Genomic DNA, 12,523 nt, shown 5'->3' on the forward strand with positions numbered 1-12,523 from the left:
ACCAGTCGTTGCCGCATGCCCACGCGGAGACGACTGGTCTACTAGGAGGAAACCATGAAGGTTCTCGTCGTTCTCACCTCGCACGACCAGCTCGGCGACACCGGCCGCAAGACCGGCTTCTGGCTCGAGGAGCTGGCCGCTCCCTACTACCGCTTCAAGAACGCGGGGTGGGACCTCGTGCTCGCGTCGCCGCTCGGCGGTCAGCCCCCGCTGGACCCGGTCAGCAACGAGGCGAGCGCGCAGACCGATGACACCCGCCGGTTCGAAGCCGACGCGGAAGCCACGACGGCGCTCGCGAACACCGTGCGCCTCGGCTCGGTCGACGTCGCCGGCTTCGACGCGGTCTTCTACCCCGGTGGGCACGGACCGCTGTGGGACCTGGCCGAGGACGAGGACTCCGTCCGGCTGATCGAAACCACGCTGCGGTCGGGCAAGCCGGTCGCGCTCGTCTGCCACGCCCCCGGCGTGCTGCGTCACACGACCGCGGAAGACGGCACGCCGTTGGTGCGCGGCAAGGAGGTCACCGGTTTCGCCGACACCGAGGAGGCCGGGGTCCAGCTCACGGACGTCGTCCCGTTCCTGGTCGAGGACGAGCTGAAGAAGCTGGGCGGGGTCTACACCAAGGCCGGCGACTGGCAGCCGTACGTGGTCCGGGACGGGCTGCTGATCACCGGGCAGAACCCGGCATCGTCCGCCCCGGCCGCCGACGCGCTCATCGAGCTGCTCGGCGAGCGCGCCGGCTGACTACCGTTCGAGCCGGCCGCGGGTCACCCGGGTGTCCGCCTGCTTCAGCCGGGTGAGCACCGGCAGGGTCTCGACGTGGATGACGCCGCCGAGAGCGCCGACCTGCCCGGTCACGTACTCGAAGAGGTCGTTGCCGGAGCGGCACGTCACGGCGGCCATGACGTTGGCCGCGCCGGAGATCGCGGCGACCCAGCTCGTGAAGCGGTGGGCCGACAGCGCCTCGCACACCGCCACGATGCGGTCGGGGGCGACCTGGAGGAAGAGGTAGGCCGAGGTCGTGAAGCCGAAGGGCTCGAGCAGGTAGTCGACGTCGACGTCGACCGCACCGGTGTCGAGCAGCGCCTGCAGGCGGCCGGCGACCCGGCTCATCGGCCAGTCCAGCGCGCGGGCCAGTGCGGCCTGCGTGGCCCGGCCGTCGAGGGCCAGCTCGTGCAGGAGCTCGCGGTCGTCGGGGAGGACCTCTCCCCGCGCGACGCGGCGGGTGGGCTCACGGCCGTTGAGCAGGTGGCGTTGCGCCTCGGCGGTGAGGGGTTCGTCGAAACCGGACCACTCGGCCGGCCCGCCGGAGTAGGACCGCAGCACGGAATACGCGGAGAACGACAGCACGGCCGCGGTGTTGGAAAGCCGGGGCAGCACTCCCGTGCCGCAGGCCGAGCCGGCCGGGAGGCTGGTCGTGCACATCAGCTCGGCGCCTCCGGACACCAGGGCAACCCAGCCGACGTCGTCCCGGGCCGCGAGCCGGTCGCCGAGGCGGGCGGAGGCGTCGGGTCGGCATTGTAGGCGCAGCAGCCAGAGGCGGCTGGTGTCGGAGGCCGCGGCCGGGCGGACCAGGACCCGCAGGACGCCGGCTTCGTGCAGGGCGCGGTAGCGGCGGGCGGCCGTCTGCTCGGAGACGCCGACAGCGTCGGCCAGGCGTCGCATCGGAACCCGCCCGTCGAGCATCAGGCATTGGAGGATCTGCTGGTCCAGGTGGTCCACGAGGGAAGTTTACGCTCCCACGGCGGTGGCGCTGGAGGTTTCCTGCCATCTCGTGACGATTGCTAGAAGATTGCTGCATCGCTGCGGACGATGGGTGATGAGCGCAGAACGCGCTCATCACCTCGATCTCGCAAGGAATTGACGTGCCTGTCCTGAACCACCACATCGTCTCGGTCCGCGACGCCGACGCGTCCGCCCGGTTCTTCGCCGAAGTGCTCGGCTTCGAACCCCCGGTGCGGCTCGGCCACTTCGCGCTGCTGCAGGTGAGCGCCGACACCACCTTCGACTTCCTGAGCGTCGAACGGGACGTCGAGAAGCAGCACTACGCGTTTCTGGTCACCGACAACGAATTCGACGACATCTTCGCGCGCGTGCGGGAACGCGGCCTCGACTTCTGGGGCGACCCCCTGCGCAAGCTCCCGGGCGAGATCAACGAGCTCGACGACGGGCGAGGCCTCTACTTCGACGACCCGGACGGGCACCAGCTCGAAATCCTCACCCGCCCCTACGGCAGCGGCGGATTGGACGCCGAGCACGTCAACCCGCTGCTGCTGGGGCGCGTCGAGCACCGCTCGGCCACGGAGACGCCGTGGGATTCCCGGAACTGAAGTTCGTCACGGAAGAAGGTTCACCATGTTGTCCGCCGACCATCCCCACGCGAAGCTCTTCGAACGCATCTACAGCCCGACGCTGACCGGCCGACGCCCGGCGCTGCTCGACGACTCGATCGTCGAGCCCTTCGTCGCCCACACCGCCGGCCACGGCCCGATCGGGGGCACGTTCGTCGGCCTCGAGGCCTTCAAGGGACACATCGCGCTCCTGCGCGAGCTCAGCGGCGGAACGCTGCGGCGCGCGTCCATCGAGTACTCCGCCGACGACCACTGGGCCGTCGTTTCGCAGGTCATGACGGCGTCGCGCAACGGCAAGACGCTGGAGATGCGCGTCGCGGGCTTCTGGCGGTTCAGCGGCCCCGAACAGCTTGCCGAGCATTGGGAAGCCGTCACCGACGAAGCAGCTTGGGACGCGTTCTGGAACGGGTCACCCGGCGTCGCCGGCCCGTGAGGCGATGTCGGCCAGTTCGGTCAGGTCGTCGTCGGAGAGGGTGATCCCGGCACCCTCGACGTTCTCGGTCAGGTGCGCCACTGACGAAGTACCGGGGATCAGCAGGATGTTCGGTGACCGGCGCAGCAGCCAGGCGAGGGCGACCGACATCGGTGTCGTGCCGAGCCGCGCGGCGACCGCCGACAGCGCCGACGACTGCAGCGGGCTGAACCCGCCGAGCGGGAAGAAGGGCACGTAGGCGATGCCTTGGCCGGCGAGTGCGTCGAGGAGCGGGTCGTCGTGGCGGTGGGCGAGGTTGTACGCGTTCTGCACGCAGGCGATCGGCGCGATCGCCCGGGCTTCGGCGACCTGCTCGGCGGTCGCGTTGGACACGCCGAGGTGCCGGATCAGGCCCTCCCGCTGGAGCTCGACCAGGGCACCGAACGGCTCGGCGAGCGCACCGGGCCGCGGCCCGGTGGCGTCGCCGAGCCGGAGGTTGACCAGATCGAGCCGCTCGAGCCCGAGGGTGCGCAAGTTCTCGTGCACGGCGTCGCGCAGCTCCGCCGGCCGGCGAGCGGGCGGCCAGCCACCGTGCTCGTCGCGGCGCGCGCCGACCTTGGTCACGATGTGCAGCGACTCCGGGTAGGGGTGCAGTGCCTCGCGGATCAGCTCGTTGGTGACGCGCGGGCCGTAGGAGCCGGAGGTGTCGATGTGCGTGATGCCGAGGTCGACGGCCCGGCGGAGAACGGCGAGCGCGCCGTCGCGGTCCGCGGGCGGGCCCATGACCCCGGGGCCGGCGAGTTGCATGGCGCCGTAGCCGAACCGCGTGACGGTCAGCTCGCCCAGGGACCAGGTGCCGCCGGGCAGGGAAACAGTGTTCGTGCTCATGCCGTCGATCTTGAAGCGTTCCCGGCTGCGGCGGCCAACACCGATCGAGTGCGCTGTGATACTCCCGGAGTATCACGGGGTTAGGCTGGGGCATGGACACCGTGGAGACCCGGGAGCTGCGCTACTTCGTCGCGGTCGCCGAAGAGCTGCACTTCGGCCGGGCCGCGGAGCGCCTGGGAATGGCCCAGCCCCCGTTGTCCCGGGCGATCCAGCAGCTCGAGCGGCGCCTCGGCGTCACGTTGCTGGATCGCAACCGCCGCGGCGTCTCGCTGACCGGCGCGGGCGAAACCCTGCTGCACGAGGGCCGTGCGGCGCTCGACGCGGCCACGGCCGCCGTCCGCCGTACGCGCCGCGCCGGCGGCACGGACGGTCCCCGCGACCGGGTGGTGCTGGCGGTGAAAGCCGGCGCGTTCCACGAACTGCTGAACAAGCTCCTCGACGCCTACGCGGCCGAGCCCGGCGCCGCGGAGGTCGAAGTGCTGCCCAGCGGTATGTGCGAGCAGGACGGGATGCTGCGCGACGGCCGCGCCGACGTGGCGCTCATGCACACGCCGTTCAACTCCCTCGCCGGCTTCGACAGCGTCGAGCTGGCGACGGAGGGGCAGATCGCGGTCCTGCCCGCGAGGCACCCGTTGGCGGCGCGCAAGATCCTGTCCCTGGCCGACATTTCGGACGTCCCCGGCCTGCCGCTCGCGCGGTGGCCCCGCCACGACGTCTACCCGCCGGGGCCGGGCCCCGAGGTGCACGACCAGACGCAGCTGGTCCAGCTCATCGCTCTCGGCCGGACCATGACGGTGTTCCCCGAGTCCGCACGCACGTGGCTGTGGGACGAGCACGCGGCGGTCCCGCTGAGCGACGCTCCACCGGTCACCACGCACATCGTCTGGCCCGCGCACAGCAGGTCCCGCGCCCTGGCCGAGCTGGTCCGGACGGCTTCGCGACTCTGAAACCGCTCGGCCGGGCGCGTTCCGTGAGGCGTTTCCGAGCCGGTTACGCGGGACGGACCACAGTGGACCGTCCGGAGCCGGCCGGGTAGTGCTTGCGCAGATCGGAATTCGTCATCCGGTCCAGCACCCGGTCGGGCAGAAAACGGGAAGCCCGGATCAGGAACGCGGTCATGGCGCCGATGGTGTAGCGCGTCCGGGGCTTGCGGTCGGTCGCCGCCTTGGCGATCGTGCGGGCGGCGATGTCGGCCGTCACTCCGGCCTTGGTGAACGCCGCGACGTGGGAGGGCAGCGCCTGCGTCAAAGCGCCGTAACGCGCGTTCTGCTCCGGCGTCATCCGGGCGCTCAGGTGGTTCAAGCTCGTCAAGCCGAGACCGGCCATTTCGGTCTTGACCCCGCCCGGCTCGACGACCACCACCTGCACGCCGTGGGGCGCCAGTTCGTTGCGCAGCGCGTCGCTCACCGCTTCCAGGGCGAACTTGCTGCTCGCATACGCGCCGTAGCCGGCCATGGAGACCTTGCCGTTCAGCGAGCTGATGTTGACGATGCGGCCCTTGCTGCGCACCAGCGCGGGAAGCAGGGCCTGGGTGAGCGCGACGTGGCCGAAGACGTTCACCTCGAACAGACGCCGCCACTCGGCGAGCGGCACCACCTCGATGGGGCCGGCGCAGGGGAGGCCGGCGTTGTTGACCACCGCTCGCAAGGCGCGCCGGTCACCGTCGATGCGGGCCACCAGCGCGGCGATGTGGTCCTGGTCGGTGATGTCGAGGATGACCGGCTCGATGCCGTCGGCGAGGAGGGCTTTGCCGTCGGCTTCGCGGCGCACGCCGGCGAGGACGTGGAAGCCGCGGCGGGCCAGTTCCCGCGCGGTGGCCGCGCCCATTCCGGTCGATGCCCCGGTCACGACTGCGAGTTCCTGAGTTTCAGATGACTTCGTCACCTCAATGACTGTGCCGCACTGAGGTGACGTTGTCAACTGTCTGGGATGACTTTGTCATCACCGCACCGCTACGATCTCCGCATGACCAGCCGCGCCGCCTCCGCCGCCGCCACCCGCCGCGCCCTGCTCGACGCCGCGGCCGACCTGCTCGACCGCGGCGGCCTCGAAGCGGTGACGCTCCGCGCGGTCGGCGCGCAGGCCGGGGTGACGCGCGGAGCGCCCTACCGCCACTTCCCGGACAAGGAGAGCCTGCTGATCGCGATCGGCACGCGGGCGTGGGAGCGGCTCGGTGAACAGATGCAGGCACTGCGCGAGGATCCGGGCTTGTCCGCCGGGGAGAAGCTGCGCAGCGGCATCATCGCGCTCGTCGGCATCGGCCGCTCCCAGCCGCACCTCTACAAGCTGATGTTCAGCAACCCGCCCGGCGACCCGGCGGCACTGGCCCGGGCCGCCGAGCACAGCCAGACGGAGTTCCTCGCGATCGTCGCCGACCTGGTCGGCGAGCAGGACGCCCGGCGCTACGGCGCCTTGCTGATCAGCACCGCCAACGGGATCTCCGGCATGGAGGTGAGCGGCCAGCTGCCCAACGAGAAGTGGGGCCCGGTCTCCGCCGAAGAGCTCATCGACACCCTCGTCGGCATGATCGACGGCGAGAACCGGCGCGGATGACTCAGGAGGTGCGCCGGCCTTCGGCGACACCCGCGAAGAACGTGCGGCCGCCCATGGTCATCGACGGCTGGAACTCGCTCATCAGCTGCGTGCGGATCGGCGAGTCCGCGAACCGCGGCTCGAGCTGGAACTCCGCGGCGACCGACCACCAGGTGACCGGGACGACGCCGGAGAGCACCATGCGCTGGATCGCCGTGTCGTGGGCTTCCTTGCTCGTGCTGGCGGTCGCGTCGGCCACCACGTACGTCTCGTAGCCGGCGCGCAGCGCACCCAGGGCCGTCTGCAGGACGCACCCGTCGGTGGCGATCCCGCCGATCAGCAGCCGGCGGCGGCCGGTGGCCTCGACGGCGGCCCGGAAGGCGGGGTCGAGGAACGAGTCGAAGGCGGTCGCGCGCTCGATGACCGGCTGGTCGCCGAGCACGGCGAGCAGTTCGGGGTAGAGCGGCCCGGACGGCTTGGCCGGCTCGCCGTTCGTGACGACCAGGCCGGCGCCGTAGAGCTTCGCGGTCTTGGCCAGGCCGACGACGTTGTTCACGTGCTCGCGCAGGTCGTGCGAGCGCAGGAGGTTCGCGAAGCCGACCGCGTAGTCGACGAGCACGACGGTCGCGTTGTCAGGGGACAAGGGTTCGAGGTTCATGCCGATTCCTTGTGAGTGAGGTCGATGGCGGCGCGGACGGCGGGCGCGATTTCGCTGCCCAGCCGGTGCACGGACTCGCGCACCCGGCCGGGTGGCAGGCCGCCCCAGTCGGCGAGGAGCTGCACACGGTCGTAGCCGACGACCTCGTGCAGGCGCACGAGCTTCTCCGCCACGTGCTCGGCCGTGCCGATCATCAGCGGCCGGTCCGGTCCGGTGCCTTCGGTGAAGTCGTGCCGCGACACGGTGTACCCGCCTCCGCCGGGCCGCTTGGGGCGCAGGAAGTCGTGGTAGTGGCGGTAGGTGTCGGCTGCTTCTTTCGTTGAAGCGGCGCCGAAGTAGTGCGCGGCGACGCCGAACCGGAGCCGGTCGCCGTGGCCGGCCTGCCGCCCCGCGGCGCGGTAGAGGTCGGCGAGCTGGCGCAAGCGGCTGGGATTTCCGCCCAGGTAGCCGAGGATCAGGGGGAGCCCGAGCGCGCCGGCCCTCGCCACGCTCGACGGCGAGCCGCCCGCGCCGATCCACACCGGCAGGGACTCGCTGCGGGGCACCACGACCGCCCGGTCCAGCGGTGGCCGGTCGCGGCCGCGCCAGGACACCACGGGTTCGTCGCGCAACCGCAGCAGCAGCGCCAGTTTCTCGGCGAACACCTCGTCGTACCGCGCGATGTCCACTCCGAACAGGGCGAAGGGTTCCGGGTAGGCGCTGCGCCCGGCGGTGATCTCCGCGCGGCCGCCGCTGAGCAGGTCCAGCGTCGCGAAGTCCTGGTACACCCGGACCGGGTCGTGCACGCTGAGCACCGTCACGCCGCTGGTCAGCCGGATCCGCGACGTCCGCGCGGCGACGGCGGAGAGCACGGGCACGGGCGAAGACACGGCGAAGTCCCCGCTGTGGTGCTCGCCGACGCCGAAGACGTCGAGACCTTCCTCGTCGGCCTGCACCCCCAGCTCGACTATTTGGGCCAGGCGGGCGGCTTCCGTCACTTCCCGGCCGTCCACTGTCCGCGGCTGCCGATCGGCCAGCGTCGCCACGCCGATCTCGACGCTCATCGCCGGTCCGCCCGCGTGACGGCTTCGTCGTCCACCGGGATCCAGCCGCCACCCAGGTCGGTCTCGCCGAGGTGGTGGTAGCTGTCGGGGCCGGTGCGGGTGAAGGTGTCGCGCAGCGGGACGGTGTGCCCGCCCATGGTGATGGTGCCCAGAAACACCAGCTCGTCGCCGTCCCAGCCGGCCGAGCGCTGGCTGGCCCGGCCGCCGTTGCTGTCGTACCAGTCCGCCACGAACTCGTCCGCGGCGTCGTCGTAGCCCCAGATGTACCGGGCGGTCAACGGGTCGGGGTTGTCCTCGGTGGCCGCTTCCTCCGTGCGCAGCACGGTCCAGAAGCCGCGGTCCTCGCTGCTGCCGGTGAGGGTCATCTCGATCGGCTTGGCGGCCCCGAAGGGGGTCTCGTGGAAGCGGCCTTCGGCGTGCCAGGTGCCGACGAAGAAGGCGAGCTCGTTCATCCGGGCGGGTGTCTGCATGACATCTCCAACTGTCTCTCGAAATCTGGAAGGGGTCTTCCGTTTCGCTTACGGTACGCTATCCGGAAGACCCCTTCCAGATCGAGGTGAGTGAGCCGTGACACCCGGTCCACGACGGCCGCGCGCGGACGCGGCGCGCAACCGTCAGCGCGTGCTCGACGCCGCGGTCGAGGTGTTCGGCGAGGCCGGCATCGACGTGCCGATGAGCGAGGTGGCCCGGCGCGCCGGCGTCGGCATCGCGACCCTGGCGCGCAACTTCCCGGCACGCGAAGACCTGATCGCCGCCGTCTTCGGCCCCTCGATGACGGCCTACGCCGACACCGCGGCCGCCGCGGCGGCCGACCCGGACCCGTGGCGCGCGTTCCGCGGCTTCATCGAACACGTCTGCCGCATCCCGCAGCGCGACCGCGGGTTCGGCCAGGTGCTGACGACGATGTTCCCCGGCGTGGCGGAGCTCGAAGCGGAACGCCAGCGCGCACTGCGCGAGTTCATCCGCCTGGTGCGCCGGGCCAAGGAGGCCGGCGGCCTGCGCCCGGACTTCTCCCCGCACGACCTCCCGTTGATCATGCTGGCGACGGGCGGGGTCACCCGCACGGGCACCCCGGCCCTCGCCGCGGCGGCCGACCGGCTCGTCGGCTACCTCCTGCAGGCGTGCGCCGCCGAAAACAGCGATCCGCTGCCCGGCCTGCCGCCGCCCCGCGAGCTGTACCAGGCCCTGGAAGTCAGTCAGCGCGAGTGAACGAGGCCAGGCACGGGCCGCAAGGCGGTCATCGGTGTCCTCTCACGGTCGGCGCACGCAGGGCACGGACTTCCGGGATCGGGCCTTCGCAACGTTCGACGTCGACAGCCGCGTGCTGGCCCGCGCAGCCCTGCGACAGCCGCGACGACGGGATGTCGGCCGTCAGGACGTTCGGGTTGCCGTGCGCGCACAGCGGACCCGACGGGTGGTCCTCGACCGGGTCGAACCACGCCCCGGTCGGGAGCTGGACCACGCCTGGGCGGAGGGCGTCGTCCAGGACCGCCCCCGCCAGGCACGCTCCGCGGGCGTTGAACACCCGGACGACGTCGCCGGTCGTGATGCCGCGGGCCGCCGCGTCGGCCGGGTTGAGGCGGATCCGTTCGCGGCCGGCCACCTTGCCCGCGCGGCTGGTGCCGCCGGCGTCGAGCTGGCTGTGCAGACGGGTGTGCGGCTGGTTGGCGATCAGCCACAGCGGCCCCGATTCGGTCGGTGGCAACCAGACCGGGTGGCCGGGGCAGTCCGGGTAGCCGAACCCGGCGACGGTCGCCGACGTGATCTCGATGCGGCCGCTCGGCGTGCGCAGCGGATGCGTGTCCGGGTCGGCGCGGAAGTCCGCGAACAGCGTGTGGTGCTCGCGGCCGGGCGGCAGGCGCAGCTCGCCGTCGGCCCAGAATTCGGCGAACGACGGTTCCGAGCGCCAGCCGCCGTAGAGGTGTTCCAGCCACTGCCGGGCGGTGCGTCCTTCGGTGAACTCGTCGCAAACACGCAGCCGGGCCGCCAACGCCGTGAAGATCGCGTAGTCGTCGCGTGCTTCGCCTGCGGGGGAAGCGATCCGGTGCATCGCGATCACGTGCGTGTCGCGGCGGCCGGAGCCGAGGTCCTCGCGTTCCAGCGCGGTCGTGGCGGGCAGGACGATGTCGGCGTGCCGCGCGGTGGCCGTCCAGTGCGGTTCGTGGACGACGACCGTGTCGGGGCAGGTGAACGCGCGGCGCAGGCGGTTGAGGTCCTGGTGGTGGTGGAACGGGTTGCCGCCAGCCCAGTACACGAGCCGGGTGTCGGGGTAGCGGCGGACCTCGCCGTCGTAGTCGTACTCGGCACCGGGGTGCAGCAGCAGGTCGGCGATCCGCGCGACCGGGATGAACTCGCCGACCGGGTTGACGCCCTGGGGCAGGTACGGCACCCGCAGCTCGGGTCCGGTGTCGCCGACGTCGCCCATCGAGCCGTAGCCGTGGCCGAACCCGCCGCCCGGCAGGCCGATCTGCCCGAGCATCGCGGCCAGGGCGATGCCCGCCCACACCGGCTGTTCGCCGTGTTCGGTGCGCTGCAGCGACCACGTGACCGTGACCAGCGTCCGGTGTGCGGCCATCTCGCGGGCCAGCGCGACGATGTCTCCGGCGGGGATGCCGGTGATTCCGGCAGCCCACTCAGGGTCCTTGTCGGACAGATATCGTTCGAACTCCGGGTAGCCGACGCAGTAGCGGTCGAGGAACGCGCGATCGTGCAAGCCTTCCCCGACGAGCGTGTGGGCCAGCGCGAGCATCAGCGCCGTGTCGGTGGCGGGTTTGATCGGGTACCACCGGGCGTCCACAGTGGACGGGATGTCGTCACGCAGCGGGCTGATCAACGCGACTTTGCCGGTGTAGCGCGCGAGGTGCCCGGGTGTCCCGTGGACCGTGACGCCGCCCGGTGTCACGAAGACGTTCTTCTCCGGCACGCCACCGAACGCGACGATCAGCTCGGTGTGCTCGGCGATCGTCGGCCAGGTCGACGCCTGCCGCAGCACCGCGTGGGTGTCGCCGACGACGTGCGGCAGCAGCACCGAGGACGTCCCGTTGCTGTAGGTGTTCCGCGACGCCGTGAAGCCGCCGATCGTGTTCAGGAACCGGTGCAGCTGGCTCTGTGCGTGGTGGAACCGGCCGGCGCTCGCCCAGCCGTACGAGCCGCCGAAGATCGCCTGGTTGCCGTGCTCGGACCGGACCCGGTCCAGCTCCGCGGCCAGCCGGTCGAGGACGTCGTCCCACGGCACCTCGACGAACTCGTCGCGGCCACGCCGTGAGTCCGGTCCCGGCCCGTTTTCGAGCCAGCCGCGGCGGACCGCCGGCCGGGCCACCCGGGTCGGGTGGTCCAGCGCGGCCGCCAGGTTCCCCAGCAGCGGCGACGGCGCCGGGTCGGCGGGGTGCGGCTCGACGCGCAGCCGGCCGTCGGCGTCGACCTCGGCGGAGAAGGCGCCCCAGTGCGATGTGCTCGGCTTCATGCCCCGACGGTAACCGCGCCGGCCGTTTCCCGGACCAGCCGCACGAGCGTCCCGGCCTGGGCCGGTCGCTCCTCAAGCCAAGCGCGGGACGACGTCGTGGATGACGCGCTCCGCGTCCTCGGGGAGCACCGCCGGGCGCAACCGGGCGCCCGCGATCCCGTGTTCGTCGCGCCACCGGTTCAGGAGCTCGGCGAGCTTGGCCGGGGAGCCGGTGAAGATGCCCGTGTCCGTCGTCCAGGGTGAGCCGGCGACGCCGTCGAGCCGGTCGAGCCGCTCGCGCGCGTGTTCGTCGGAATCGCCGAGGACCACCGCGAGGTCCGCGTACACCTCGGTGGTGGTGGCGTCCGGGGTCAGCGCTTCGACCTCCCGGAACGCGCGGATCAGGACGTCGAGCGGATGGTCCCGCGTGGGCGTCAGGAACACCCGGTCGGCGACCGCGGCCGCGAGCCGGTAGGGCTCCAGCGCGTGGTGGGCGAGCGTGGCCACCGGGGGCACCGCGAACACCGGGACGTTCAACGGTCCCGCGGCGGGCCCGGACAGCGTTTCGACTCGCGAGGGCCGCCAGAACGCGTCTCCCGAGCCCAGGGCGTCGGCGGGGAACGTCGTCCAGAGGTCGCGCACGGTGCCGACGAACGCCTCCGCGTCGCGGAACAGATCCCGCAGGCGACGGGCGATCCGCGTCGGCACGTAGATGTCGTCGGGTCGCAGTTCGGGGGTGGGTGCGCCGCCGACCACCACGGCGTCGGACGCGTTCGCCGACACCTGGGGCCGCCAGGTCACCCGGCCCGGTCCGAGTGCCGCCAGGGACGCCAGCTGGGTGGCGACGGGGAACGGGCTGGTGTGCGTCACGTTGCGGGTGACCACGACCTCGCCGACGTCGGAGGCCGACAGCAGGACCGCGGCGGCGACCACCGGGTCGAGCCGTCCGCGGACCCGGCTTTCCGCGTTCGCGGGAACGGACCCGAACTGCTCGGTCTGCGCGGTCAAGCCGTCTTCGAGCGTCACGAAGGCGACGCCGCCGGCCGCGCTCGCCCGGCCCCAGCCGGCCCAGTACCGGCTGCCGAACAGTTCGGCGGGGTCGGTCACCGACGACAGCCGCCACGCGGCCGGGTGCCACCCCACCCCGTCGAGGGCGAGTCCGAGCCGGAACGAAGGAATGTCCATGGGTCGAGTACA

At 71.9% G+C, this 12,523-nt stretch carries 14 protein-coding genes; 6 read left to right on the plus strand and 8 right to left on the minus strand.

Translation table 11 applies throughout. The features are described 5' to 3' along the window. Window positions 1–54 precede the first annotated feature (54 nt). Window positions 55–744, plus strand: a complete 690-nt coding sequence (locus ACIQWX_RS39710; protein ID WP_400882544.1) for a type 1 glutamine amidotransferase domain-containing protein — start codon at window positions 55–57, stop codon at window positions 742–744. On the opposite strand, the gene ACIQWX_RS39715 is transcribed toward ACIQWX_RS39710, so the two are convergent. Then, window positions 745–1,722, minus strand: coding sequence for an Lrp/AsnC family transcriptional regulator (locus ACIQWX_RS39715; RefSeq protein WP_400882547.1), 978 nt, complete (start codon window positions 1,720–1,722; stop codon window positions 745–747). A gap of 143 nt (window positions 1,723–1,865) precedes the next feature. Here ACIQWX_RS39715 and ACIQWX_RS39720 point away from each other — a divergent pair, with 143 nt between their 5' ends. Together ACIQWX_RS39720 and ACIQWX_RS39725 are read left to right on the plus strand one after the other, a co-directional pair. Continuing rightward, complete coding sequence (locus ACIQWX_RS39720; RefSeq protein WP_400882549.1) at window positions 1,866–2,330, plus strand: VOC family protein; 465 nt, start codon at window positions 1,866–1,868, stop codon at window positions 2,328–2,330. Window positions 2,331–2,355: 25 nt separating this feature from the next. Further along, window positions 2,356–2,784: a hypothetical protein gene (locus ACIQWX_RS39725; RefSeq protein ID WP_400882552.1), complete on the plus strand. Its 429-nt coding sequence runs from the start codon at window positions 2,356–2,358 to the stop codon at window positions 2,782–2,784. Here ACIQWX_RS39725 and ACIQWX_RS39730 read toward each other — a convergent pair. Next, on the minus strand, window positions 2,761–3,651 hold the full coding sequence (locus tag ACIQWX_RS39730; RefSeq protein WP_400882554.1) for an aldo/keto reductase family oxidoreductase: 891 nt from the start codon (window positions 3,649–3,651) through the stop codon (window positions 2,761–2,763). The genes ACIQWX_RS39725 and ACIQWX_RS39730 overlap by 24 nt on opposite strands. A 92-nt stretch (window positions 3,652–3,743) precedes the next feature. On the opposite strand from ACIQWX_RS39730, the gene ACIQWX_RS39735 reads away from it, so the two are divergent. Further along, window positions 3,744–4,598, plus strand: coding sequence for a LysR family transcriptional regulator (locus ACIQWX_RS39735; RefSeq protein WP_400882557.1), 855 nt, complete (start codon window positions 3,744–3,746; stop codon window positions 4,596–4,598). A 43-nt stretch (window positions 4,599–4,641) separates the two neighbouring features. Here the strand turns inward: ACIQWX_RS39735 and ACIQWX_RS39740 are convergent, their stop codons facing one another. Then, on the minus strand, window positions 4,642–5,499 hold the full coding sequence (locus ACIQWX_RS39740) for an SDR family oxidoreductase (RefSeq protein ID WP_400882560.1): 858 nt from the start codon (window positions 5,497–5,499) through the stop codon (window positions 4,642–4,644). A 117-nt stretch (window positions 5,500–5,616) separates the two neighbouring features. Between ACIQWX_RS39740 and ACIQWX_RS39745 the strand changes: the two genes are divergently transcribed. Then, on the plus strand, window positions 5,617–6,204 hold the full coding sequence (locus ACIQWX_RS39745; protein ID WP_400882563.1) for a TetR/AcrR family transcriptional regulator: 588 nt from the start codon (window positions 5,617–5,619) through the stop codon (window positions 6,202–6,204). A gap of 1 nt (window position 6,205) precedes the next feature. Here the strand turns inward: ACIQWX_RS39745 and ACIQWX_RS39750 are convergent, their stop codons facing one another. From ACIQWX_RS39750 to ACIQWX_RS39760, 3 genes are read right to left on the minus strand one after another with little or no spacing between them, the layout of a single operon-like run. After that, window positions 6,206–6,841 carry an isochorismatase family protein gene (locus ACIQWX_RS39750; protein WP_400882566.1) on the minus strand — a complete coding sequence of 212 codons (636 nt, stop codon included), beginning with the start codon at window positions 6,839–6,841 and terminating at the stop codon, window positions 6,206–6,208. Next, entirely contained in the window at window positions 6,838–7,884 is a 1,047-nt protein-coding gene (locus tag ACIQWX_RS39755; RefSeq protein WP_400882569.1) for an LLM class flavin-dependent oxidoreductase, read from the minus strand. The genes ACIQWX_RS39750 and ACIQWX_RS39755 overlap by 4 nt, the downstream gene beginning before the upstream one ends. Next, the gene (locus ACIQWX_RS39760) at window positions 7,881–8,354 is read right to left on the minus strand and encodes a DUF1579 family protein (RefSeq protein ID WP_400882572.1); all 474 of its coding nucleotides are present in this window, start codon (window positions 8,352–8,354) and stop codon (window positions 7,881–7,883) included. Before ACIQWX_RS39760 ends, ACIQWX_RS39755 begins: the two co-directional genes overlap by 4 nt. Window positions 8,355–8,451: 97 nt before the next feature. On the opposite strand from ACIQWX_RS39760, the gene ACIQWX_RS39765 reads away from it, so the two are divergent. Continuing rightward, window positions 8,452–9,093 carry a TetR/AcrR family transcriptional regulator gene (locus ACIQWX_RS39765; RefSeq protein ID WP_400882575.1) on the plus strand — a complete coding sequence of 214 codons (642 nt, stop codon included), beginning with the start codon at window positions 8,452–8,454 and terminating at the stop codon, window positions 9,091–9,093. 28 nt (window positions 9,094–9,121) lie between these two features. Here the strand turns inward: ACIQWX_RS39765 and ACIQWX_RS39770 are convergent, their stop codons facing one another. Both ACIQWX_RS39770 and ACIQWX_RS39775 read right to left on the minus strand, forming a co-directional pair. Further along, a complete protein-coding gene (locus tag ACIQWX_RS39770; protein ID WP_400882578.1) occupies window positions 9,122–11,347 on the minus strand; it encodes a molybdopterin-dependent oxidoreductase in 2,226 nt (741 codons plus the stop codon). 72 nt (window positions 11,348–11,419) lie between these two features. Next, on the minus strand, window positions 11,420–12,511 hold the full coding sequence (locus tag ACIQWX_RS39775) for a hypothetical protein (RefSeq protein WP_400882580.1): 1,092 nt from the start codon (window positions 12,509–12,511) through the stop codon (window positions 11,420–11,422). Window positions 12,512–12,523 lie beyond the last annotated feature (12 nt).

The organism is Amycolatopsis sp. NPDC098790 (assembly GCF_044759945.1).
GTDB lineage: Bacteria > Actinomycetota > Actinomycetes > Mycobacteriales > Pseudonocardiaceae > Amycolatopsis.